This is a genomic window from Streptomyces sp. NPDC049915, from assembly GCF_040656475.1.
Classification (GTDB): Bacteria; Actinomycetota; Actinomycetes; order Streptomycetales; family Streptomycetaceae; genus Streptomyces.
In genome coordinates this window covers 84,722-105,461 of sequence record NZ_JBFAMH010000021.1, presented here as the reverse complement: position 1 = coordinate 105,461, position 20,740 = coordinate 84,722, and the positions used below count along the sequence as shown (strand labels likewise).

General features: G+C 72.1%; 18 protein-coding genes. 10 read left to right on the top strand and 8 right to left on the bottom strand.

What is annotated here, in order from left to right; translation table 11 throughout:
• Positions 1-14: 14 nt before the first annotated feature.
• Positions 15-413 (bottom strand): hypothetical protein, encoded by a 399-nt coding sequence (locus AB0J12_RS29160; RefSeq protein WP_363267484.1) that lies wholly within the window; start codon positions 411-413, stop codon positions 15-17.
• A gap of 186 nt (positions 414-599) precedes the next feature.
• On the opposite strand from AB0J12_RS29160, the gene AB0J12_RS29155 reads away from it, so the two are divergent.
• The 3 genes from AB0J12_RS29155 (at position 600) to AB0J12_RS29145 (ending at position 4,690) form a co-directional block, all read left to right on the top strand.
• Entirely contained in the window at positions 600-1,190 is a 591-nt protein-coding gene (locus AB0J12_RS29155; protein ID WP_363267483.1) for a helix-turn-helix domain-containing protein, read from the top strand.
• Positions 1,171-3,201 (top strand): thioredoxin domain-containing protein, encoded by a 2,031-nt coding sequence (locus AB0J12_RS29150; RefSeq protein ID WP_363267482.1) that lies wholly within the window; start codon positions 1,171-1,173, stop codon positions 3,199-3,201. Before AB0J12_RS29155 ends, AB0J12_RS29150 begins: the two co-directional genes overlap by 20 nt.
• 313 nt (positions 3,202-3,514) lie before the next feature.
• Positions 3,515-4,690 carry a glycosyltransferase family 2 protein gene (locus tag AB0J12_RS29145; protein ID WP_363267481.1) on the top strand — a complete coding sequence of 392 codons (1,176 nt, stop codon included), beginning with the start codon at positions 3,515-3,517 and terminating at the stop codon, positions 4,688-4,690.
• On the opposite strand, the gene AB0J12_RS29140 is transcribed toward AB0J12_RS29145, so the two are convergent.
• The 3 genes from AB0J12_RS29140 to AB0J12_RS29130 form a co-directional block, all read right to left on the bottom strand.
• Entirely contained in the window at positions 4,677-5,405 is a 729-nt protein-coding gene (locus tag AB0J12_RS29140; RefSeq protein WP_363267480.1) for a Mut7-C RNAse domain-containing protein, read from the bottom strand. The two genes, AB0J12_RS29145 and AB0J12_RS29140, sit on opposite strands and share 14 nt — an antisense overlap.
• A 383-nt stretch (positions 5,406-5,788) precedes the next feature.
• Positions 5,789-6,427 carry a TetR family transcriptional regulator gene (locus tag AB0J12_RS29135; protein ID WP_363267479.1) on the bottom strand — a complete coding sequence of 213 codons (639 nt, stop codon included), beginning with the start codon at positions 6,425-6,427 and terminating at the stop codon, positions 5,789-5,791.
• A gap of 59 nt (positions 6,428-6,486) precedes the next feature.
• Positions 6,487-7,236 carry a hemolysin III family protein gene (locus AB0J12_RS29130; RefSeq protein WP_363267478.1) on the bottom strand — a complete coding sequence of 250 codons (750 nt, stop codon included), beginning with the start codon at positions 7,234-7,236 and terminating at the stop codon, positions 6,487-6,489.
• Between the two features lie 288 nt (positions 7,237-7,524).
• Here AB0J12_RS29130 and AB0J12_RS29125 point away from each other — a divergent pair, with 288 nt between their 5' ends.
• Positions 7,525-9,345, top strand: a complete 1,821-nt coding sequence (locus AB0J12_RS29125) for a phosphoenolpyruvate carboxykinase (GTP) (RefSeq protein ID WP_363267477.1) — start codon at positions 7,525-7,527, stop codon at positions 9,343-9,345.
• Positions 9,346-9,859: 514 nt separating this feature from the next.
• Here the strand turns inward: AB0J12_RS29125 and AB0J12_RS29120 are convergent.
• On the bottom strand, positions 9,860-10,279 hold the full coding sequence (locus AB0J12_RS29120) for a hypothetical protein (protein WP_363267476.1): 420 nt from the start codon (positions 10,277-10,279) through the stop codon (positions 9,860-9,862).
• Positions 10,280-10,379: 100 nt separating this feature from the next.
• Positions 10,380-11,591, bottom strand: coding sequence for a pyridoxal phosphate-dependent aminotransferase (locus AB0J12_RS29115; RefSeq protein ID WP_363267475.1), 1,212 nt, complete (start codon positions 11,589-11,591; stop codon positions 10,380-10,382).
• A gap of 126 nt (positions 11,592-11,717) precedes the next feature.
• Between AB0J12_RS29115 and AB0J12_RS29110 the strand changes: the two genes are divergently transcribed.
• Positions 11,718-12,584 carry a hypothetical protein gene (locus AB0J12_RS29110; protein ID WP_363267474.1) on the top strand — a complete coding sequence of 289 codons (867 nt, stop codon included), beginning with the start codon at positions 11,718-11,720 and terminating at the stop codon, positions 12,582-12,584.
• A gap of 376 nt (positions 12,585-12,960) precedes the next feature.
• On the top strand, positions 12,961-13,806 hold the full coding sequence (locus AB0J12_RS29105) for a serine protease (protein ID WP_363267473.1): 846 nt from the start codon (positions 12,961-12,963) through the stop codon (positions 13,804-13,806).
• A gap of 33 nt (positions 13,807-13,839) precedes the next feature.
• Here AB0J12_RS29105 and AB0J12_RS29100 read toward each other — a convergent pair whose 3' ends face one another.
• Both AB0J12_RS29100 and AB0J12_RS29095 read right to left on the bottom strand, forming a co-directional pair.
• Positions 13,840-15,450, bottom strand: a complete 1,611-nt coding sequence (locus AB0J12_RS29100; RefSeq protein ID WP_363267472.1) for a D-aminoacylase — start codon at positions 15,448-15,450, stop codon at positions 13,840-13,842.
• A gap of 10 nt (positions 15,451-15,460) precedes the next feature.
• A complete protein-coding gene (locus AB0J12_RS29095; RefSeq protein WP_363267471.1) occupies positions 15,461-16,726 on the bottom strand; it encodes an amino acid deaminase in 1,266 nt (421 codons plus the stop codon).
• 131 nt (positions 16,727-16,857) lie between these two features.
• Here AB0J12_RS29095 and AB0J12_RS29090 point away from each other — a divergent pair, with 131 nt between their 5' ends.
• The 4 genes from AB0J12_RS29090 to AB0J12_RS29075 all read left to right on the top strand — a co-directional run bounded on the left by AB0J12_RS29090 (position 16,858) and on the right by AB0J12_RS29075 (position 20,715).
• Positions 16,858-17,910 carry a sugar kinase gene (locus tag AB0J12_RS29090; protein ID WP_363267470.1) on the top strand — a complete coding sequence of 351 codons (1,053 nt, stop codon included), beginning with the start codon at positions 16,858-16,860 and terminating at the stop codon, positions 17,908-17,910.
• Positions 17,907-18,668 (top strand): IclR family transcriptional regulator, encoded by a 762-nt coding sequence (locus AB0J12_RS29085; protein WP_363267469.1) that lies wholly within the window; start codon positions 17,907-17,909, stop codon positions 18,666-18,668. The genes AB0J12_RS29090 and AB0J12_RS29085 overlap by 4 nt, the downstream gene beginning before the upstream one ends.
• Positions 18,665-19,075 (top strand): RidA family protein, encoded by a 411-nt coding sequence (locus AB0J12_RS29080; protein ID WP_363267468.1) that lies wholly within the window; start codon positions 18,665-18,667, stop codon positions 19,073-19,075. The genes AB0J12_RS29085 and AB0J12_RS29080 overlap by 4 nt, the downstream gene beginning before the upstream one ends.
• A 161-nt stretch (positions 19,076-19,236) precedes the next feature.
• The gene (locus tag AB0J12_RS29075) at positions 19,237-20,715 is read left to right on the top strand and encodes a gluconate:H+ symporter (RefSeq protein ID WP_363267467.1); all 1,479 of its coding nucleotides are present in this window, start codon (positions 19,237-19,239) and stop codon (positions 20,713-20,715) included.
• Positions 20,716-20,740 lie beyond the last annotated feature (25 nt).

The following is a 20,740-nucleotide window of genomic DNA, read 5'->3' as shown; positions in this document are numbered from 1 at the left end:
GGCAACTCCCTTGCCTATGAGTGTCCTTCGGGACGCGCTCCGATGCGAGAGGGGTGACGGTCCGTCACTGCCAGAACCGTGCAGGCGTAGGCCAGTCCCGCCTCGGCCACCGCGCAGGCCAGGGCCTGGGCGAGGGCGCTGCCGGGTTGTGCGGTCGTTATGTCGAACCAGGCGTCCAGCACGGCCACGGACGCGGTCGCCGAGGCGGTCAGCCGCATCCGTGCGTCGCCGCGCAGGCCGAGCAGCGCGGTGGCGGCGCAGCCGGCCGCCATCAGCACGTCGAGGCCGATCCAGGCCAGCGACCAGTTCCGGACCTCGGCGCGGGCGGGCAAGGTCAGGGCGAGCACCACCATCCACGGCACGAGCACCACCGCGGCCGTGCCGAGCGCGATCAGCGTCCACTTCTTCCGCACGTCTCCCACCCCTTCGTCCGCCTGCACCGCGGTGCCGGCACCGGCCCTCGCATCTGTCCCGGATGCCACGCCGTGCGCCCCGCATGCCTTCATCCTAGACCGCAGAGAAAGTTCTGCAAAGAAAATTCGGCAGACGTCAGGGATGTATCAGGGTGGCTCAGGGGCGGTCAGGGTTACCGTGACGGCATGACCGACGGCACGCCCCAGCTGACCAGCGCCGAACGCACCGCCCTGTACAAGTCCCTCGGCAACCCGCTGCGCCGCCGGATCCTCGACTACCTCGGGAGGCACGGCGAGGCGAACTCCACCGTCCTGGCCCGGGAGCTGGGGGAGAGCTCCGGCACCACCAGCTACCACCTGCGCAAACTCGCCGAGCAGCGGCTCATCGAGGAGATCCCGGAGAAGTCCGGCGGCCGGGAACGCTGGTGGCGCGCCCTGCCCTTCAGCCACACCACCCCCGACCCGGCCGCCATGCCCCCCGAGGAGTACGCGGCCGCCGTGCACCTGGCCGAGCTCAAGATCGACGTGGACACCCGGCTGTACCGCCGGGCCCACCAGGAGTACCGCGGCCCCGAGGGCTGGGCCCAGGTGCAGCGCCACGGCACCTGGATGACCAGGGACGAACTGCTCGCGTTCATGCGGGAGTACCAGGCCCTCCTGGAGCGCTACGGCCATGAGCGCGACGAGGCCCCGGACGGAGCCCGCCCGGTGGCCATGCGTTTCTACGCCGTGGCGGACCCCGTGGGAGAGTGGAGGGGTGAACCGACTGGCGCATGAGACCTCCCCGTATCTCCTCCAGCACGCCGACAACCCGGTCGATTGGTGGCCCTGGTCCACCGAGGCCTTCGACGAGGCGCGCAAACGGGGCGTCCCGGTGCTGTTGAGCGTCGGGTACAGCAGCTGCCACTGGTGTCACGTCATGGCGCACGAGTCGTTCGAGGACACGGCGACCGCCGACTACCTGAACGCCCACTTCGTCAACGTCAAGGTCGACCGCGAGGAACGCCCCGACGTGGACGCCGTCTACATGGAGGCCGTGCAGGCGGCCACCGGGCAGGGCGGCTGGCCGATGACCGTGTTCCTCACCCCCGACGCCGAGCCGTTCTACTTCGGCACCTACTTCCCGCCCGCGCCCCGGCACGGCATGCCGTCCTTCCGGCAGGTGCTGGAGGGCGTGCACCAGGCCTGGACCGAACGGCACGACGAGGTCGCCGAGGTCGCCGGGAAGATCGTGCGCGACCTGTCCGCGCGGGAGATCTCCTACGACGCCGTCGACGCGCCCGGCGAGCAGGAGCTGGCGCAGGCGCTGCTCGGGCTCACCCGGGAGTACGACCCGCAGCGCGGCGGGTTCGGCGGGGCGCCGAAGTTCCCGCCGTCCATGGTGATCGAGTTCCTGCTGCGCCACCACGCGCGTACCGGCTCCGAGGGCGCCCTGCAGATGGCGCAGGACACCTGCGAGCGGATGGGCCGCGGCGGGATCTACGACCAGCTCGGCGGCGGCTTCGCGCGGTACTCCGTCGACCGGGACTGGACGGTGCCCCACTTCGAGAAGATGCTCTACGACAACGCCCTGCTGTGCCGGGTGTACGCGCATCTGTGGCGCGCCACCGGGTCCGAACTCGCGCGCCGGGTCGCCCTGGAGACCGCCGACTTCATGGTCCGCGAACTGCGCACCGCCGAGGGCGGGTTCGCCTCCGCGCTCGACGCCGACAGCGACGACGGGGCCGGCAGGCACGTCGAGGGCGCGTACTACGTGTGGACGCCGCAGCAGTTGCGCGAGGTGCTCGGCGAGGACGACGCCGAACTCGCCGCCCAGTACTTCGGCGTCACCGAGGAGGGCACCTTCGAGGAAGGCTCCTCCGTCCTCCAGCTTCCGCAGAGCGAAGGTGTGTTCGACACCGGGCGGATCGACGGCATCAGGCAGCGGCTGTTCGACGCCCGCGCCCGGCGGCCCGCCCCCGGCCGGGACGACAAGGTCGTCGCCGCCTGGAACGGCCTCGCGATCGCCGCGCTCGCCGAGACCGGCGCCTACTTCGACCGCCCCGACCTCGTCGACGCCGCGCTCGGCGCCGCCGACCTCCTGGTCCGGCTGCACCTGGACGACCACGCCCGGCTCGCCCGCACCAGCAAGGACGGACGCGCCGGCGCCCACACCGGCGTACTGGAGGACTACGCCGACGTCGCCGAGGGCTTCCTCGCGCTCGCGTCCGTCACCGGGGAGGGCGTCTGGCTCGACTTCGCCGGCATCCTCCTCGACCACGTGCTGGCCCGCTTCGTCGACCCGGAGACCGGCTCCCTGTACGACACCGCGGCCGACGCCGAGCAGCTGATCCGCCGGCCGCAGGACCCGACGGACAACGCGACGCCCTCCGGCTGGACGGCCGCCACCGGCGCCCTGCTGAGCTACGCCGCCCACACCGGCTCCGAGGCGCACCGCGCCGCCGCCGAGAAGGCCCTCGGCGTGGTGAAGGCGCTCGGCCCGCGCGTGCCCCGCTTCATCGGCTGGGGTCTCGCCGTCGCCGAGGCCCGACTCGACGGCCCCCGCGAGGTGGCGGTGGTCGGCGCCTCGGCCGACGACGCGGCCGCCCGCACCCTGCACCGCACGGCCCTGCTCGGCACGGCACCCGGCGCCGTCGTCGCCTACGGCACCCCGGACAGCGACGAGTTCCCGCTCCTGGCCGACCGCCCGCTCAGGGACGGCACCCCGACGGCGTACGTCTGCCGCAACTTCACCTGCGACGCCCCGACCACCGACCCGGACCGGCTGCGCGCGGCACTGCGCGGCTGAGCAGCAACGGCCGGAACTCGGTCACGGCACCGGATCCGCTCACGGCGCCCGGGCCCGGGATCCGCTCACGGCGCCCGGCGACGCACGCGCGTGCGGGTACGTCGCCGGGGCGTCGGCGCACGTTCACCTGTGACGCACCGGATGGGCCCTCGTACGTCAGGGTCCGCCGTTAGCCTCGGCGGCTGTGCGCGACGGAAGTGACCACCGTCGCGTACCGGGGGTTCAGGGACTCGGGAGATCGCCCTGCCCAAGGGCGAGCTGCCGTACGCGCGGCCACGGCTCGCTCCTCCTCACGACGACCGGGAGGCGTCCGATGACCCACGAGTACACCGTGCCCGCCCCTGATGTGGACACGGCCGAGCTGCCCGAGCCCGGCGCCGTCACCATCGTCGTACCGACCTTCAACGAGTCGGCCAATATCCGGCAGTTGCTGCACCGCGTCACCGAGTCCGTGCCCGCGCGGCTGCCCTGCGAGGTCGTCTTCGTGGACGACTCCACCGACGACACCCCGCAGGTGATCGCCGACGCGGCCCGCGACTGCCCCTTCCCGGTGACCCTGCTGCACCGCGACGAGGCGGTCGGCGGGCTCGGCGGCGCGGTCGTGGAGGGGATCAAGGCGGCCGGCGCGGACTGGATCGTCGTCATGGACGGCGACTGCCAGCACCCGCCGCACCTGGTGCCCGAGCTGGTCGCCACCGGCGAGCGCACCGGCGCCGACCTCGTCGTCGCCTCCCGCTACACCGCCGGCGGCAGCCGCGCCGGGCTCGCCGGCGGCTACCGGGTGGCCGTCTCGCGCGGCGCGACCTGGCTCGCGAAGGGCCTCTTCCCGCGCCGGCTGCGCGGCATCAGCGACCCCATGAGCGGCTTCTTCGCCATCCGCCGCAGCGCCGTCACCGCGGACGTCCTCAAGCCGCTCGGCTACAAGATCCTCCTCGAACTCGCCGTGCGCAGCCGCCCCGCGCGGGTCGCCGAAGTGCCGTTCGTCTTCGAGGAGCGCTTCGCGGGGGAGTCCAAGTCGACGGCCCGCGAGGGCCTGCGCTTCCTGCGCCACCTCGCCGGACTGCGCACCGACGCGCCGCTGGCCCGCATGATCGGCTTCGGGCTGATCGGGGCGAGCGGCTTCGTGCCCAACCTGGCCGGACTGTGGGCGCTCACCGCGCTCGGTGTGCACTACGTCCCTGCGGAGATCATCGCCAACCAGTTCGGCGTGGCCTGGAACTTCCTGCTCATCGAGCACCTGCTGTTCCGTGAGCGGCGCGCCCACCGCCGCTGGTGGGACCGGCTCGGCCGGTTCGCGCTGCTCGCCAACGCGGACCTGGTGCTGCGCATCCCGCTCATCGCGCTGTTCGTGCGGCACCTCGGCATGGGCCCGCTGACCGCGACCGCGCTCGCGCTGGTCACGACGTTCGTCGTGCGGTTCGTGGGCACCGAGGCGCTGGTGTACCTGCCGCGGCGCCGCTCCCGCGCGGCGGACGTCAGCCGCGGCTGAACTCTTCCAGGGCGCGCTCCACGATGGCCTCCAGCTGCTCGTGGTGCGCGCCCTTCCAGTAGGCGCGCCCGCACTGACGGCACTGCGCGAACACGTCGTACGTGCGGTGGGTGCCCTGCTCCAGCTGGTCGGCGACCTCGTCCTTGGTCGCCCGGCGCAGCAGGCCGTTGCAGGCCGTGCACCGGGTCCAGGGCCTGAGTTCGGGGCGGAAGCGGTCGAGTACGTCGCGGAGCTGGTCCTCGGGCCGGGTGCTGTAGACGAACGCGCCCGCCCACAGCTCGCGGCGGCGCAGCAGCCCCCGGTCGCGGCTGAGCATCACCCGCTGCTCGGCGGCGGAGCGCGCGGAGAGCGCCGGGTCGCCGATGTCGGTGGACTCGTACGCCGTGTCCACGCCGAGCAGGCGCAGCCGGCGGGCGAGGGTGCCGAGGTGGACGTCGAGCAGGAAACGCAGCGGGGCACCGGGGACCTGCTGGGGGCGCTCGACGGCGCGGACCGTCACCCGGTCGCCCGGCGCGGGGACGTACGACACCGGCACCTCGCGGCCGTCCACGGCCAGCGTGCCGACCTCGGTGAGCGGCACGCCGAGGGATTCCACCACATGGCCGAGCGACGAGACGCCGTCGACGCGGGCCGCGGCGGCTCCCCGGCGCCGTACCTGCGGGACGAACAGATGCAGCTCGGGGGCGAACTCGACGTGGATCTCGGCTGTGTTCACCAGGTCAGGATGGCATGGAGTAACCGGGCGGCTCCTGCGGATTTGCGGGGGCGGGCCCACGGGTCCGGCGGGTCGGTTCCGGCCGGGCGGGCGACGAGCTTCCGCAGTCCGGCCGGCCAGGCCCTGTCGTTTGGATCAGGCCGGCTGTGAGGTGCGGTGGCTTTCGGCCGACCCGAGCGGGGTCTGGTGCGTGCAGCTGCAAGGCGGAGGAGGGCGCCAACGCGGTGGGGGTCCCCCCTGCTCGAAGAGCTTGGGGGAGTTGGCAACCGACGACAACGCGGCTGGGGGTCCCCCCTGCTCGAAGAGCTCGGCGGAGTGCGTGCCAGACCCCGCGACGCCGGGGTGATCCAGACGACAGGGCCTAGGGCTGCCGGCCCCGCAGGTCACGCCGGGCGGGCCGGCAGCCCGTGTTCCAGGACGTCGAACGCGCGGTCGACGAGCTCCGCGAGGTCGGTGCGGAAGCCGTTCTCGGCCCAGTGCAGGGACGCCTCCATCAGGCCGCCCATCAGGGACGTCGCGAAGACCCGCACCTCCAGCGCGTCCGGGGCGAGGCCGGTGCGCTCGGCGAGGGCCCGGCACAGCAGCCGGCCGGTGGCGGAGGCGTTCTCCATCATCCGCGCGCGCACCGCAGGCACCTCGGCCATCAGCGCCGTCCGCAACCGGGTGACCTCGGGTTCCTCGCGCAGCCCCACACCGACGGCGGTGTGGATCACGGACCGCAGGGACTCCATCGGCGGCTCGTCGTGCGGCCGGTCCCGCAACTCCTGAAGCAGGATCGCGTCGTACTCGTCGGTGAGGACGATGTCCTCCTTGGCCGGGAAGTAGCGGGAGACGGTCGACGGGGAGACCTCGGCGCGTTCGGCGATCTGCTCGACCGTCGTGGCCTCGTAACCCTGTTCGCGGATCAGTCCGTAGGCGGCGGTGCGGATCGCCCGGCGGGTCTTGGTCTTCTTTCGCTCACGCAGGCCCGGTCGCGGGCGATCGGCGGGGGTGGGGGTGCGTGCGGCCGTCATGGTCGTCATTGTCGGACACGGCCCGCCGGGCGGCGGCGATGCGCGCGCCGCGGGCCGTCGTCCGCACGTCACACGTGCTGGTACGCCACCAGCGAGATCCCCACGTAGTGGGTGATGAACGCGGCCAGGGTGAAGGAGTGGAACACCTCGTGGAAGCCGAACCAGCGCGGTGAGGGGTTGGGCCGCTTGATGCCGTAGATGACGCCGCCGGCGCTGTAGAGCAGACCGCCGACGACGACCAGGACCAGCACCGCGACGCCGCCCGCGCGCATGAAGTCCGGCAGGTAGAAGACGGCGGCCCAGCCCATCGCGATGTAGCAGGGGGTGTAGAGCCATCGCGGCGCGCCGACCCAGAAGACGCGGAAGATTATGCCGGCGGCGGCCGCGGCCCAGATGCCCCACAGCAGCCACCGGCCCTTGGCGCCGGGCAGCAGAAGCATGGTGAGCGGGGTGTAGGTGCCCGCGATGATCAGGAAGATGTTGGCGTGATCCAGCCGGCGCAGGATGCCGTCCATGCGCGGGCTCCAGTTGCCCCGGTGGTAGAGCGCGCTGACGCCGAACAGCAGGCACGCCGTCAGGGCGTAGATCCCGCAGGCGATGCGGCCGCGGGTGGAGTGGGCCAGGGCGGTGAGCACCAGGCCGGAGACCAGGGCGGCCGGGAACATGCCGAGGTGCAGCCAGCCGCGCAGCCTGGGCTTGATCGGCTGGGCGAGCGAGTGCGCGAGCTGGTGCGCCATCGAGGGCACGGAGGAGTGCGGGGCGGGACCGCGGCCGGCGGCCTGCGCGTCCGTGGGCGCGTCGGAGGCGGACGGAGTCATGGGCCGCATGGTACCCAGCCGACCGTAAGTCAGGCGTCAGCGCAGGTCCTGGGTCGCGGTGTGCAAAAAGTCCTTCAGGTTAAGCCAAGACACACACAAAGGGAACGTAAACCCGCCGGATAACCGTGGCATTCCTCACGTCGCTCACCTGTGAGGCCCCCTGGACATATGGGCACTCATGTCGGATACGATCAAATGAGTGCGGTCGGCACCGGATGAGCAGCACAAGCGTCCGGGTCGCAGCCCCCACGGGGCCACAAGGACAAAATCCCTCACTTAGGAGCAACCGTGGCGCGCGACAACTCGGCTTCCAGCGTTCCCACCAACCACCAGGAACTGATCTCGTGGGTGAACGAGATCGCCGAACTGACGCAGCCGGACAACGTGGTCTGGTGTGACGGATCCGAGGCCGAGTACGACCGGCTCTGCGAAGAACTGGTCGCGAAGGGCACCTTCAAGAAACTCGACCCGATCAAGCGCCCCAACTCCTACTACGCGGCCTCCGACCCGACCGACGTCGCGCGCGTCGAGGACCGCACCTTCATCTGCTCGGAGAAGGAGGAGGACGCCGGCCCCACCAACCACTGGAAGGCCCCCGCCGAGATGCGGGAGATCTTCAGCGGTGAGAAGGGCCTGTTCCGCGGCTCCATGCGCGGCCGCACGATGTACGTGGTCCCCTTCTGCATGGGCCCGCTCGGCTCCCCGCTGTCCGCGATCGGCGTCGAGATCACCGACTCGGCCTACGTCGCCGTCTCCATGCGCACGATGACGCGCATGGGGCAGCCGGTCCTGGACGAGCTGGGCTCCGAGGGCTTCTTCGTCAAGGCCGTGCACACCCTCGGCGCCCCGCTGGAGGAGGGCCAGGAGGACGTTCCGTGGCCCTGCAACTCCACCAAGTACATCTCGCACTTTCCCGAGTCCCGCGAGATCTGGTCCTACGGCTCCGGCTACGGCGGCAACGCCCTGCTCGGCAAGAAGTGCTACGCCCTGCGCATCGCCTCCGTCATGGCCCGCGACGAGGGCTGGCTCGCCGAGCACATGCTGATCCTCAAGCTCACCCCGCCGCAGGGTGAGTCGAAGTACGTCGCCGCCGCCTTCCCGAGCGCCTGCGGCAAGACCAACCTCGCCATGCTGGAGCCCACGGTCTCCGGCTGGACCGTGGAGACCATCGGCGACGACATCGCCTGGATGCGCTTCGGCGAGGACGGCCGCCTGTACGCGATCAACCCCGAGGCCGGCTTCTTCGGCGTCGCGCCCGGCACCGGTGAGCACACCAACGCCAACGCGATGAAGACCCTGTGGGGCAACGCCGTCTTCACCAACGTGGCGCTCACCGACGACGGCGACGTGTGGTGGGAGGGCATGACGGAGGAGGCCCCGGCCCACCTCACCGACTGGAAGGGCCGCGACTGGACCCCCGAGTCCGCCGAGCCCGCCGCTCACCCCAACGCCCGCTTCACCGTGCCGGCCTCGCAGTGCCCGATCATCGCGCCCGAGTGGGAGGACCCCAAGGGCGTGCCGATCTCCGCGATCCTCTTCGGCGGCCGCCGCGCCTCCGCCGTACCGCTGGTGACGGAGTCCTTCGACTGGAACCACGGCGTCTTCCTCGGCGCCAACGTGGCCTCCGAGAAGACCGCCGCCGCCGAGGGCAAGGTCGGCGAGCTGCGCCGCGACCCGTTCGCCATGCTGCCGTTCTGCGGCTACAACATGGGCGACTACATGGGCCACTGGGTCGACGTCGCCAAGGGCAAGGACGAGGCCAAGCTGCCGAAGATCTACTACGTCAACTGGTTCCGCAAGAACGACGAGGGCAAGTTCGTCTGGCCGGGCTTCGGTGAGAACTCCCGCGTCCTGAAGTGGATCGTGGAGCGCCTGGAGGGCAAGGCCGAGGGCGTCGAGACGCCGATCGGCATCCTGCCGACGAAGGACGCCCTCGACACGGACGGTCTGGAACTGGCCGACAAGGAGCTGGAGTTCCTGCTCGCCGTGGACAAGGAGGTCTGGCGCGAGGAGGCCGCCCTGGTCCCCGAGCACCTGAACACCTTCGGCGACCACACCCCGAAGGAGCTGTGGGACCAGTACCGCGCTCTGGTCGAGCGCCTGGGCTGAGCCCCTGCGAAGACCCCGCGGCCGGTTGAACCGACTGCGCCCTGACCAGCTCATCGTCACGGCCGGCCGCGGAGCAGACCGGCGAGGCAGCGCACAACGGCGTGCGCGGCCCCGGGCCTGCCGTCACCGCCCCGTCCGCCCCGACGACGGCGCTGACGGCAGGCCCTCGCTGTATCGGCGACAGATCGACGCCGGTCAGGGAAACGCCGCCGAAGGGGTGCGGGGAACGGCGCGACCGGCCACGACGGACCCGGAGCCGCGAGACGACACCGGCGCGTACGGCGAGGTGCCGGACCTGAACTTCCGGCGCCCGGCCGACGCCGTCGGCGGCAGCGCCGGGTGAGGGACGCGGGGAACTGCGCGACCGGCCACGACGGACCCGCACACGCCAGACGGCACAGGCCCCCGCGGCGATCAGGCGATCCGGCGAGAGCGAACGCAGTGCCGTGGCTCCCGGTCCGCGCGTCGCTGCGGGTGCACGCGGACCGGGGCCGATCAGGGGGCCCGAGGGGGCTCAGCGGGACGCCAGCTCGCGCGGCTCCAGTGCCGCGGCGTGGAAGTCCATCTGCTGGGCGGCGAGGATCGCCGCGGCCGTGTCGGCCCGCGACGCGGCGACGACCAGCGCGCGTCCGGCGAGGGTGTGCGCCCGCTCGTGCAGGGCCCGGGCGTCGTCGGCGCCCGCACCCGCGGGCACGGCGCGCACCGGCGCACCGCTTCCCCGCAGCCGGGCCACCTGCTCGGCGAGCCGCTCGCCGGCGGCGTCCAGCTCGGTCGAGGGCGTCAGCGCCCGCAGCTCGTCCGTGACGGCGAGCAGGGCCGCGAGATGTCCCGCGAGCTGGAACTCCAGCTCCTCCTCGCGGGAGCGGTGCGGGAAGTCCGAGGGTGTGCCGGCCATCGAGCTGTGGACCGACTTGGTGCGGATCGGTTCGTACATGGATGGCCTCCCGAGTGCTTCGGGAACCCATCCTAGCTTGGATTCTGTCTAAAGTTGAGTCGTTCACAAAAGCGGATGCCGTGCACACCCAGGGTGAGCGTCAGTGCTGGCCGTACCCGTCCAGGAAGCGCCCGATACGCCCCACCGCGTCTCGCAGGTCGGTCACGGACGGCAGGGTCACCACGCGGAAGTGGTCCGGCTCGGGCCAGTTGAAGCCGGTGCCCTGCACCACCATGATCTTTTCGCGGCGCAGCAGATCCAGGACCATCCGCCGGTCGTCCTTGATCTTGAAGACCTTGGGGTCGAGTCGCGGGAAGAGATACAGCGCGCCCTTCGGCCGTACGCATGTCACGCCCGGGATCTGCGTCAGCAGCTCGTAGGCGGTGTCGACCTGCTCCTTCAGCCGCCCGCCCGGCAGTACCAGGTCGTTGATCGTCTGCCGTCCGCTGAGGGCCGCGACCACGCCGTGCTGACCTGGCATGTTGGCGCACAGCCGCATGTTCGCCAGGATCGTCAGGCCCTCGATGTAGGAGTCGGCGTGGGCGCGCGGCCCGGAGATCGACATCCAGCCGACCCGGTAGCCGGCCACCCGGTACGCCTTCGACATGCCGTTGAAGGTGAGGGTCAGCAGGTCGGGGGCGACCGCGGCGGTCGGGGTGTGCGTGGCGCCGTCGTAGAGGATCTTGTCGTAGATCTCGTCGGAGCAGACCAGCAGGTTGTGCCGGCGGGCGATGTCGGTGAGCCCCTTGATCACGGCCTCGTCGTAGACGGCACCCGTGGGGTTGTTGGGGTTGATGATGACGATCGCCTTGGTGCGGTCGGTGACCTTGCGCTCGACGTCGGCGAGGTCCGGCATCCAGTCGGACTGCTCGTCGCAGCGGTAGTGCACGGCGGTGCCGCCGGACAGGGACACGGCGGCGGTCCACAGCGGGTAGTCCGGCGCCGGGACGAGCACCTCGTCACCGTCGTCGAGCAGCCCCTGCATCGCCATGACGATCAGCTCGGAGACGCCGTTGCCGATGAAGACGTGCTCGACGTCCGTCTCGATGCCGAGGGTCTGGTTGTGCATGACGACGGCGCGGCGGGCGGCCAGCAGGCCCTTGGCGTCCCCGTACCCGTGGGCGGTGGAGACGTTGCGGAGGATGTCCTCCAGGATCTCGGGCGGGCACTCGAAGCCGAACGCCGCCGGGTTGCCGGTGTTCAGCTTGAGGATGCGGTGTCCGGCCGCCTCGAGCCGCATCGCCTCCTCGAGCACCGGACCCCGGATCTCGTAACAGACGTTGGCGAGCTTGGTCGACTGGATCACCTGCATGTCAAGGAGCTTACGGCCGCATAACGCGCCATGGGTCGTGTTTTCCGCCACGTGAGACGCGGCGATTTGACTGGATATCGCCGTCGACTGTCCCAGAGGCCTCTTGCGTCCCTACAATTCGCGCCCATGTCCAGCCAGGGTCAGTACGGAAGCGGGGCGCACGACGCGCCGCAGGGGCCGCCGAACGTGTATCACCCGAACGCCGCCCCCGCCCCCGCGTACGACCAGTACGCGGACCCGGCCTACGCCCACGGCTGGCAGCCCGACTACGACGAGACGGCGCCGCTGCCGCAGGTGCCGGGGGACTTCCCCGGCGCGGACCACGGCCACGGCGGCGGTACGGGGTGGCAGGACGAGACCGGTACCGCTCCGGCGGCCGTGTGGACGGGTCCCGGCGCCGAGGGGCACGACCCCGGCTGGACGGGTCCCGGCGCCGAGGAGCAGTACGCCGGCTGGGCGGCTCCCGCCGGCGACGTGCCGGACACCGACCCGCGCTCCGGTCCGGCGGGCACGCGCGCGGGCGCCCGTGCCGCAGCCCGGCGGACGGAGCGCAAGCGGGGCGGCCGTCGCCGGGCGGTGATCGCCGTAGGCGCGGTCACCGCCGTGTCCGCCGCGGCGCTGCTCGCCGCGTTCTCCTTCTCGGGCTCGCCCTCCGAGGGCACCGAGAGCCGCCAGGAACCCGCCCCCACCGCGCCCGACGGCTCCCCGGGCGGCACGGGCGAGACCACCCCGTCCGCGACGGCCGAGCCGACGGACACGGACCCCCAGGCCCCGGCGCCGGCCACCACGAGCACCCCGCCGACCGCGTCGCCGACCTCGACGACACCCGAGGCCACACCGAGCAAGGGCGTCACGACGCCCCCGGCGCAGTCCCCGACGACGACGCCCGCCCCCACCCCCACGTCGACACCCCCGACCCCCACGGCCTCACCGTCCGCCACGCCCACAGGCAAGCCCGGCCACGGCCCAGGCGGCCCCAAGCACCCCAGATAGCCGAGCCCCTTGGCCCGACGCCACCCCAACCCACCCGGCAGCGCAGCGAGCGGCGCATCCCGGCCGGGCGGCCACCCCGACCCACCCAGCTGTGCAGCGAACGGCGCAGCCCCCACCGACGGCGACCCCAACCCACCCGGGGGCGCGGGGAACTGCGCCACCAGCCACCCCCCACCCCCCACCCGCACCCGGCACCCGACCGAAGCCCCCCCCGTAGCCCCCCCCGCCAAAGCCCCGCAGGGCCACGCAGGGAAACCCCTACGACTCAAATCCGCCCCTTGTTCCCCCCACCCCTCAACGATCACAATGCGCATGACAATCGAGTGGGCGACCGGAAGAACTCCGGTCGCCCCCGTCGTAAGAGGGGACCCCCCACATGAGAAAGCCTCTCGTCGCCGCGCTGTTCGCCCTGGCCGTCACCGGGGCAGGCGCGGCACCCGCGGTCGCGGCTCCCGAGCGGAGCGCCCCCGCACACACACCCACGCTGAAGGCCGTCGACTTCGCCGGTACCGTCGCGCTCAGCAACTGCTCCGGCTCCGTCATCCGCTTCCCGGCCTCCCAGGACAACGACCCGGCGCTCGTGCTGAGCAACGGCCACTGCCTGGAGACCGGCTTCCCGGCGCCCGGGGAGGTCATCGTCGACCAGCCCTCGTCGCGCTCCTTCACGCTGCTGAACTCCGCCGGCCGGGGCGTCGGCACGCTGCGCGCGAGCAAGGTCGCGTACTCCACGATGACCGACACGGACGTGACGATCTATCAGCTCACGCGTACCTACGCGCAGATCAAGAGCACGTACGGCATCAACGCGCTCACCGTCCAGGACACCCACCCGGTCGCCGGCACCGCCATCAAGGTCGTCTCCGGCTACTGGAAGCGGACGTACTCCTGCAACATCGACGGGTTCGTGTACCGGCTGAAGGAGGGCGACTGGACCTGGAAGGACTCGGTCCGTTACACCTCCACCTGCAACACCATCGGCGGCACCTCCGGCTCGCCCGTGATCGACACCGCCACCGGCAAGGTCGTCGCCGTCAACAACACCGGCAACGAGGACGGCCAGCGCTGCACGGAGAACAACCCGTGCGAGGTCGACCAGAACGGCAACGTCACCGTCCGCCAGGGCATCAACTACGCCGAGGAGACCTACCAGATCCCCGCCTGCTTCGGCATCGGCAACAAGCTCGACCTCAGCCGCAGCGGCTGCGTCCTGCCCAAGCCGTAAATCCGCACCCGCACGGGGCGGGCCGGTGCGCGCTCAGACCGCGGTCCTGCGCACCGCCCGCCCCGCCAGCACATCCGTCCGGCGCCCGTCCTCGATCACGAACCGGCCGTCGACCAGCACGTACGGGACGCCCGTCGGCAGCCTGCGCGGGTCGTCGTACGTCGAACCCGCCGCCACCGTCGCCGGGTCGAACAGGACCAGGTCGGCCCGGTGGCCCTCGCGGACCAGACCCCGGTCCGGCAGGCGCAGCCGGGCCGCCGGCCGGCCGGTGAGGTGCGCGACGCACTCCTCCAGCGACAGCACGCCCAACTCCCGTACGTAGTGGCCGAGATAGTGCGGGAAGGTGCCGTAGGCCCGGGGGTGCGGCTTGGTGCCCTGGAGGATGCCGTCCGAGCCGCCGGTGTGGACGCGGTGCCGCATGATCGCCCGCACGTTCTCCTCGTGGCCGACGTGCTGCAGGATCGTCGTGCCGAGCCGGTCGGCCGTCAGCAGCCCGCGGGCCACCGTCCACGGCTCCTCGCCGCGCCGGGCGGCCGCGTCGCGGACCGTGTGGCCGACGTAGGAGGCGAGCGAGGGGTCGCCCACCCCGGAGATCTCGACGGTCTCCCACTCCACCGGCACCCCGTGGCAGCCGTCCGAGCCCTCCACCTCCAGATGGCGGCGGATCCGCTCGGCCGTGTCGTCGTCCGCGAGCCGCTCGAGGATCGACTCCGGGCCGCCCTCGCTCGCCCAGCCCGGCAGCAGGGCGACGAGGGTCGTGCAGCCCGGGGTGTACGGGTAGGTGTCCAGTGTGATGTCGGCGCCCGCGGCCAGCGCGTCGTCCAGCAGCGCCAGCAGCTCGGGCGCGCGCCCCTCGTTCACGCCGAAGTTCATGGTGGCGTGCGCGAGATGCAGCGCGCAGCCCGCCTCCCGCGTCAGCTCCACCATCTCCGCGTACGCCTCGAGCGCGCCCGCGCCGTAGGAGCGGTGGTGCGGGCAGTAGTAGCCGCCGTAGCGGGCCACCACCCGGCACAGCTCGGTCAGTTCGGCATCCTTCGCGTACATGCCCGGCGTGTACGTCAGGCCCGACGACAGCCCGACCGCGCCCTGCTCCAGACCCTCGGCGACCAGCTGCCGCATCCGGTCCAGCTCCCGCGGCGTCGCCTCCCGGTCCTCCCAGCCGACGACCAGCGCCCGAACGGTTCCCTGCGGGATCAGATAGGCGGCGTTGACGGCGATCCCGCGGTCGAGCCGGTCCAGGTACTCGCCGACCGTGCGCCAGTCGAAGTCGATGTCGTCGCCGTGGCCGTTCCAGCCGGCGATGGCCCGGCGGACCTCGCCCAGGGTGCGGTCGTCGACCGGCGCGTACGACAGGCCGTCCTGGCCCAGGACCTCCAGCGTCACGCCCTGCGCCGCCTTCGCGCTGTGGTCGGGGTCGCGCAGCAGCGCCAGGTCGCTGTGCGCGTGCATGTCGATGAAGCCGGGGGACAGGACCAGCCCCTCGGCGTCCAGCTCGCGCATGGCCCGCGGGCGCTGGCAGCCGGCGGCGGCCGCCTCCTTGACGATGGACACGATCCGGCCGTCGTCGATCACGACGTCCGCGCGGTAGGAGTCGGCGCCGGAGCCGTCGACGACGTCCGCGTCCCGGATGACGAGGTCTTCCACTCCTGCCTCCCTAGAAGAACGTACGGATGTAGTCGACGACCGTGCCGTCCGCCTCGGCCACCGGGATCAGCGGCCACTTGTCGAACGACGTGCACGGGTGCGAGAGCCCGAGGCCCACCCAGTCCCCGACCTCCAGCGCCGCCTCGGGGCCGGTACGCAGCCAGGCGTGCTGGTCGGACAGGCCGGTCACCTCGATCCCGGCCGCCGGGCGCTCCTCACCGTCCCGGCGTACCACCTGGGCCACCGGCAGGTCCAGGTCGTACGCCGCGTCCCGCTTGCCCGCGTTGAGGAACGCCTGCTCGGGCGTGGGGCGGGAGACGACCTGCGCCCACAGCCGGAACGCCGGCTCCAGCGCGCCCTCCTCGGGGACCCGGTTGAACGGGGTGAGGCGGCGGTAGTGGCCGTCGTCGTGCGAGACGTACGCGCCCGAACGCAGCAGCTTCAGCACCGGCGCCGACAGGCCGGGGATCTCGGCGAACACTTCGGCGACCGCGTCGAACCAGGCGCTGCCGCCCGCGCTGACCACGATCTCGTCCAGGCCCGCGAACCGCCCCGCCTTGTCGAACTCGGCCGCGAGCGCCACCAGCCGCCGCAGCCACGCCGTCACCCGCTCGTGCGTCGCCTGCGGCACCTCGCCCTCGTACCCGGCGACCCCGATGAGCCGCAGCGTGCGTACGGCAGCCACCGCGTCCGCGACCGCCGCGCACTCGGCGTCCGTGCGCACGCCGGTGCGCGCCCCGTCCCCGGCGGCCAGCTCCACGACGACGTCCAGCGGGCGGGTGGCGCCCGCGAGCGCCGCGTCCATCAGCTCGACCCCGCGCACGGAGTCGACGTAGCAGATCACCCGGAAGTCCGGGTCGGCGTCCTGCCGGTCCGCGATCCAGCGCAGGGCGGCCGGGTCGACCAGCTCGTTGGCGAGGAACACCCGCTGGATCCCGTAGGCCCGTGCCACGCGCACCTGGTGGGGCACGGCGAGCGTGATGCCCCACGCGCCGTGCTCGATCTGCCTCTGGAACAGCTGCGGGGCCATGGAGGTCTTGCCGTGCGGCGCGAAGGCGAGCCCGTGCCGGGCCGCGTAGGTCTCCATCAGCCTCAGGTTGTGCTGCAGGCGCTCGGCGGACAGCGCCAGCACGGGCGTGGCGAAGCCGTCGGTGAACAGGTTGCGGCGCTGGGCGGCGAGCTCGCCGACCCTCAGGCCGTCCGCGTCCGGCGGGAGGCCCTTGAAGCGGTGGTCGACCCGTTCGTCGGCCAGGCGGGCGAGAGCGTCGCTGCTCATGAGAGCCTCCCTGATCAGGCGCGTTGCGTTTGTTGCAACGCTCATTGCGTATGTCGCTTACCGCTGTCTAACATCTCGGCCAACGCGGGGTCAACGAAAGCCGGCCCCCTCACCGAGGAGCTACGACCATCGTGACCAGGACCGCACCCCGTCATGCCCCCGACGTCGACGCCGTCGATGTCGTCGCGGTCGGCGAGTCCATGGTCACGTTCCTGCCCACCCGGCCCGGCCGCCTCGCCGACGTCCCGTCCTTCGAGCGGGCCATCGGCGGCGCCGAGTCCAACGTCGCCTGCATGCTGGCCGCCGCCGGCCACCGCGTGCGGTGGGTCAGCCGGGTCGGCGCCGACGGCTTCGGCGACCACCTGGTCGAGACCGTCGGCGCGTACGGCGTCGACGTCACGTCCGTCCACCGGGACCCGGCACGTCCGACGGGCGTGTACTTCCGCACCGCCGGGGAGCGCGGCACGGACGCGCACGAGGTGGCGTACTACCGGGCGGGCTCCGCGGCGTCGGCGATGTCCGTGTCCACGGTCGGCCTCCAGGCGGCCCGCTCGTGCCGGGTCCTGCACCTGTCGGGGATCACGGCGGCGCTGTCGGACGGCTGCCGGGAGCTGATGCGGGAGCTGACGGCTCCGGCCGCCGACCGGCCCCTGGTGTCGTTCGACGTCAACCACCGGCCGGGGCTGTGGCGTTCCCCGGACGGCCCCGGCGTGCTGCTGGAGCTGGCCCGCAGGGCGGACGTGGTGTTCGTGGGGGAGGACGAGGCGGAGGCCGCCTGGGGTGTCACGGGCGGTCCGCAGGCGATCCGCGCGCTGCTGCCGGAGCCGGGGACGCTGGTGGTGAAGCAGGGCGAGCGGGGCGCCACGGCCCTCTCGGCCCCGGCGCCGCCCGCCTTCGTCCCGGCCCTCCACGTGGACGTCGTGGCGACCACCGGCGCCGGTGACGCCTTCGCCGCCGGATTCCTGCACGCCACCCTCCAGGACCTCCCGACGAAGGCCCGCCTCCGCCACGCCCACCTCTGGGCCGCCGCCGCCCTCACCACCCCCGGCGACCTCACCCCGCCCCCCGCCCCCGCACACGCCGACCGGCTCGCCGACCTCGACGACGGGACATGGGGGACACTTCGACTCGGCCCCGGCTGGACGCAGGCCGAGCAGGCCGAAGAGGAGGTACCCGCCCCATGAGCCAGACCGTCGACCGCGCCCTGAGCATCCTGCCGCTGCTCGCCGAGGGCCCCGCCGACCTCGGACAGGTCGCCGACCGCCTCGGCGTCCACAAGTCCACCGCCCTGCGCCTGCTGCGCACCCTGAACGAGCACGGCCTGGTCTACCGCCAGTCCGACCAGCGCTACCGGCTCGGCGCCCGCCTCTTCGCCCTCGCCCAGGAGGCGATGGAGAACCTCGACATCCGCGAGATCGCCCACCCCCACCTGGCGCGCCTCAACGAGAACTGCGGCCACACCGTCCACCTCGCCGTCTACGAGGAAAACGAGGTCCTCTACATCGACAAGGTGGACAGCCGCTACCCGGTGCGCATGTACTCGCGGATCGGCAAGCCCGTCGCCATCACGGTCGCCGCCGTCGCGAAACTGCTCCTCGCCGACCTGCCCGAGCACGAGCGCCGCGCGGTCGCGGAGAAGCTCGACTACCCCCTGTACACGGCCCGTTCGACACCGAACGCCGACGCCTTCCTCAAGGAGCTGGCCAAGGTGCGCGAACAGGGCTGGGCCACCGACCTCGGTGGCCACGAGGAGTCCATCAACTGCGTCGCCGCACCCATCCGCGGCGCCGACGGCCGGGTGGTCGCCGCGATGTCGGTGTCCGCGCCGAACGTCGTGGTCACCGCCGACGAACTCCTCACCCTGCTCCCGCTGGTGCGCCGTACCGCGGACGCCATCAGCGGCGAGTACTCCGGAAGAACGCCCGTAAAGGACCCCGAATGACGGACAAGACCGCGCTGACGCCGAAGACCCACACCACCCCGCCCGCGAAGTTCTCGCACGGAGTGAAGAAGGGCAACATCCTCCAGGTCGCCGGGCAGGTCGGCTTCCTCCCCGCGGAGGAGGGCAAGGCCCCGACGCCGGCCGGCCCCACCCTGCGCGAGCAGACCCTGCAGACCCTCGCCAACGTGAAGGCGATCCTCGAAGAGGGCGGCGCGAGCTGGGACGACGTGATGATGATCCGCGTCTACCTCACCGACGTGGACCACTTCGCCGAGATGAACGACATCTACAACGCCTACTTCGAGGAGCAGGGCCTCACCCAGCCGCCCGCCGCGCGCACCACGGTGTACGTCGGCCTGCCCGCCGGGCTCCTCATCGAGATCGACGCGCTCGCCGTCCTCGGCTGAGCCGCTGTCCGCGGGGGCGCTGACGCCCCCTCACCTCCCGCACGTCCGCACCCGGTACGGCGCCCCCACGGGCGCCGCGCCGCGATGCCCTCTGCCCGAAAGCACCATGCACTTACCGCGTCCACCACCCCCGCCCCCGTCCCCGTAGAGGACCACTGCGCATGTCCCTCTCCCTCACCGCCTCCGCCCCCGCCGCGACGCCACCCCACACCGGCGGCCTCCTCCTGCTGATCGGCGGCACGCCCGGACTGCTCACGGTCGCCGCCGTGGGCATAGTCCTGCTGCTCTTCCTGATCATCAAGGTCAGACTCCAGCCGTTCGTCGCCCTCCTCGCCGTCTCCATAGCCGTCGGCCTGCTGGCCGGTCTGTCCGTCACCGAACTCTTCGGCACGGTGCAGCGCTCCGACGCCGTCTCCACCATCGAGACCGGCATGGGCGGCATCCTCGGCCACGTCGCGATCATCATCGGCCTGGGCACCATGCTGGGCGCCGTCCTGGAGGTCAGCGGCGGCGCCGAAGTGCTCGCCACGCGCCTGCTCGGCCTGTTCGGCGAACGCCGCACCCCGCTCGCCATGGGCCTGACCGGCCTGATCTTCGGCATCCCGGTCTTCTTCGACGTCGGCATCTTCGTCCTGGCGCCGATCGTGTACGCCGCCGCCAAACGGTCCGGCAAGTCGATCCTCCTCTGCTGCCTCCCGCTCCTGGCCGGCCTGTCGATGACGCACGCCTTCCTGCCGCCGCACCCCGGCCCGGTGGCCGCCGCCGGCCTGCTGCACGTCGACCTCGGCTGGGTCATCCTCATGGGCGTCGTCTGCGGCATCCCGGCGGTCCTCGCCGCGTGGGCGTACGCCGCCTGGATCGGCAGGCGGATCTTCGTCGCCGTACCGCAGGACATGGTCGAGGCGGCGGCGGACGCCAAGCGCGCCGTCCTCGACGAACAGCGCGCCTCGGGCGCCGAACCCCGCGAGCAGCCGGTGCCGCTCGGCACGGTCCTCGCCATCATCGGTACGCCGCTGGTGCTGATCCTCGCCGCCACCTTCTCCTCGATCGCACTCGACCCCTCCACCCTCCGCTCGGTGATCGAGTTCTTCGGCCACCCGTTCGTCGCCCTCACCATCGCCCTGCTGCTCGCGTACTACCTGCTCGGCATCCGCCGCGGCTGGTCCCGCACGTCCCTGGAGACCGTCTCGACGGCCTCGCTGAAGCCGATCGGCAACATCCTGCTGGTCGTCGGCGCGGGCGGGGTCTTCGGCGCCGTGCTGAAGGCGAGCGGGGTGGCGCAGGCGCTGTCGGACACGTTCCACGACGTGGGCCTGCCGGTGATCGTCCTGTCGTACCTGATCTCGCTCGTGCTGCGGGTCGCCCAGGGCTCGGCGACCGTCGCGATCGTGACGACGGCGGGCATCGTCGCACCGCTGCTGACGGAGGGTCACCACTCCCAGGCCTTCACGGCCCTGGTCATCATGGCCATCTCCGCGGGCTCCATCTTCGCCTCCCACGTCAACGACGGCGGCTTCTGGATGGTCGCCAAGTACTTCGGCATCAGCGAGCGGGACACGCTGAAGTCGTGGACGGTGCTGGAATCGGTGCTGTCGCTGGCCGGGTTCGCGGTCGCAGCGGCTGTGAGCCTCCTCGTATGACGATGCTTCGTATAACGATGCAGGG